Here is a 2,604-nt window from a genome sequence, read left to right as displayed (position 1 = left end):
CGCTCGAAGGCCAGGTCGTCGTCGGGCTGGACGACGACGCGGAAATAGGCGATGGCGTCGCGGATTTCCTGGCGCTCGTAGAACCGCAAGCCCCCCACCACCCGGTAGGGAATGCCCAGCACGATGAGCCGTTCCTCGAACTCGCGGGTCTGGAAGCCGGCGCGCACCAGGATGGCCATGTCGGCCAAGCGACGGCCCTTGCGTTGCAGGGCTTCCACTTCCTCGCAGACCACGCGGGCTTCCTCGATGCCGTCCCAGACGCCACGCAAGGCGACCTTCTCGCCCTCGTTCAGGTCGGTCCAGAGCGTCTTGCCCAGCCGGCCGGCGTTGCAGGCGATCAGCCCCGAGGCCGCCCCCAGGATGTGGGGCGTCGAGCGGTAGTTCCTTTCCAGGCGGATCACCTTGGCGCCCGGATAGTCCTGCTCGAAGCGCAGGATGTTACCGACTTCCGCGCCGCGCCAGGAATAAATCGACTGATCGTCGTCGCCGACGCAGCAGAGGTTCTTGTGCAGCCCGGCCAGGGCGCGCAGCCAGAGGTACTGGGCGACGTTGGTGTCCTGGTACTCGTCGACCAGGATGTAGCGGAACTGGTGCTGGTAGCGGGCCAGGACCTCGGGCGCCTCGCGGAACAGGGTCAGGCCGTGCAGCAAAAGATCGCCGAAATCGCAGGCGTTCAGGGTCTTCAGGCGCTCCTGGTACTCGCCGTAGAGGGACAGCGCTTGGCCGTCGGCTTCCCCGGTGTCTTCGGCGGGGGTCACCCGGGGCGGTTCCAGCCCCCGGTCCTTCCAGCGCGAGATGGCGTTCAGCACCGCCCGCGCCGGGGCGCGCTTGTCGTCCATGCCGCGCGCTTCCAGCAATTGCTTGACCAGACGCAGTTGGTCGTCGGCATCCAGGATGGTGAAGTCGGGCCGCAGGCCCAGCCGTTCGGCGTTGGCGCGGACGATACGCGCCCCCAGGGCATGGAAGGTGCCGACCCACCATCCTTCCACCGGCCGGCCCAGCAGGGCGGCGACGCGCTCGCGCATCTCGCGGGCCGCCTTGTTGGTGAAGGTGACGGCCATGATCTCGCCCGGATGGGCCTTGCCCTGCAACAGGATATGGGCCAGCCGGGCGGTCAAGGCCCGGGTCTTGCCGGTGCCGGCCCCGGCCAGCATCAGGACGGGCCCGTCGGTGGCCAGCACGGCTTCGCGCTGGGATTCGTTCAGGCCGTCCAGATAGGGAGACGGCGCGGCCGGCGCGCGGGCGGGCGGCGGCGGCTCGTCGGTGAAGTCGAAGGGGTCGGCCATTCTAGCCCTCCGCCGGAAAAGCCCCTCTCCCCTTGTGGGAGAGGGGTTTGCGGGGGCTTATGGGCCCGACATCGGAAATCGCCATGCTCATGCCTCAGGCCTTCAGCTTGTAGCCGGTGGCGAACATGCGTCGGCAGAGCGCCCAGAGCGCCGCGTTGGCCGCCGCCATGACCACGACCCCCACCAGCGGATCGCCGTCGGACCGTCCGACGAAGCCGTAGCGGAAACCGTCGATCATGTAGAAGAAGGGATTGGCGTGGGCGATCCACTGGGCCGGCTCGGGTAGGTGGCGGATGGAATAGAAGGTGCCGGACAGGAAGGCGGCCGGGGTGACGACGAAGTTGGTCACCGCGGCGATATGGTCGAACTTGACCGACCAGATGCCGCCGGCGGTACCCATCAGGGACAGCATCAGGGACCCCATGAAGCCGTGGTAGGCCACGTAGCCCCAATGTTCGACGGACAGGGGCGCGAACGGGATCATGGCGGCGGAAACGGCGAAGCCGACGACGATGCCCCGCGTCGCCCCGCCCATGGCGAGCGCGAAGGTCAGTTCGTGGGCGGTGAGCGGCGGCATCAGGGTATCGACGATGTTGCCCTGCACCTTGGCGATGACCACCGACGACGAGGTGTTGGCGAAGGCGTTCTGGGCCATGGCCATGACCACCAGGCCGGGGGCGAGGAATTTCAGGAAGGGCATGCCGTCCACCATCCGCCCTTCCGCCCCCAGGGCCAGGGCGAAGACGGCGAGGAACAGCAAGGTGGTGACCACCGGGGCCCAGACGGTCTGGGTCTGCACCTTGACAAACCGCCGCACCTCCCGCGCATAGAGCGTCCAGAGGCCCAGCCAGTTGGAACAGCCTTCCAGGGGGCGGATTTCTTGAAGCATATGGGTTAGTATCCCGCCATGGCCCGCCAGGCAAGACGTGTCACGCCCGAGTATCTGGAGAAGGCGGCGCTCCATTACCTGGAGCGCTTCGCCACACCGGCCGCCAACCTCAGGCGCGTGTTGCTGCGCAAGGTGGAACGGGCCGCCCGCGAACACGAAACGGACCGCGCCCAAGCCGCCCTCTGGATCGAAGCCCTGCTGGACAAACTGGCGGGGCGGGGGTTGCTGGACGACCGGCTCTATGCGGAAGGCAAGGCGGCGAGCCTTCGGCGCCGGGGCGATTCGGCGCGCACCCTGCGCAACAAGCTCCTGCAAAAGGGCGTCGCCCCCGATCTGGTGGAAGGGCTGCTGGACGGCGAGGAGGAAGGGTCCGAATTCGCCGCCGCCCGCGCCCTGGCGCGGCGCCGGCGCCTGGGCCCCTGGCGGGCG

3 protein-coding genes are annotated in these 2,604 nt (G+C 68.4%); 1 reads left to right on the top strand and 2 read right to left on the bottom strand.

All coding sequences use genetic code 11. The features are described from left to right. Window positions 1-1,286: UvrD-helicase domain-containing protein (locus H7841_18220; protein ID MEO5338794.1), on the bottom strand; the 1,286-nt coding region annotated here is incomplete at its 3' end. A 94-nt stretch (window positions 1,287-1,380) separates the two neighbouring features. Next, complete coding sequence (locus H7841_18215; GenBank protein ID MEO5338793.1) at window positions 1,381-2,175, bottom strand: ABC transporter permease; 795 nt, start codon at window positions 2,173-2,175, stop codon at window positions 1,381-1,383. Window positions 2,176-2,193: 18 nt separating this feature from the next. Between H7841_18215 and H7841_18210 the strand changes: the two genes are divergently transcribed. Next, window positions 2,194-2,604 (top strand): RecX family transcriptional regulator (locus tag H7841_18210; protein MEO5338792.1); only part of this gene is annotated, 411 nt, incomplete at its 3' end.

The sequence above is a fragment of the Magnetospirillum sp. WYHS-4 genome, assembly GCA_039908345.1.
In the GTDB taxonomy this organism is placed as follows: Bacteria; Pseudomonadota; Alphaproteobacteria; order Rhodospirillales; family GLO-3; genus JAMOBD01.
Note: the sequence above shows the minus strand (reverse complement) of the source record. Positions and strands in the feature narration are given on the sequence as shown.

Excerpts from the sequence above, each read along its gene's own strand:
- H7841_18215 (MEO5338793.1), bottom strand. The coding sequence starts at position 2,175 with ATGCTTCAAGAAATCCGCCCCCTGGAAGGCTGTTCCAACTGGCTGGGC.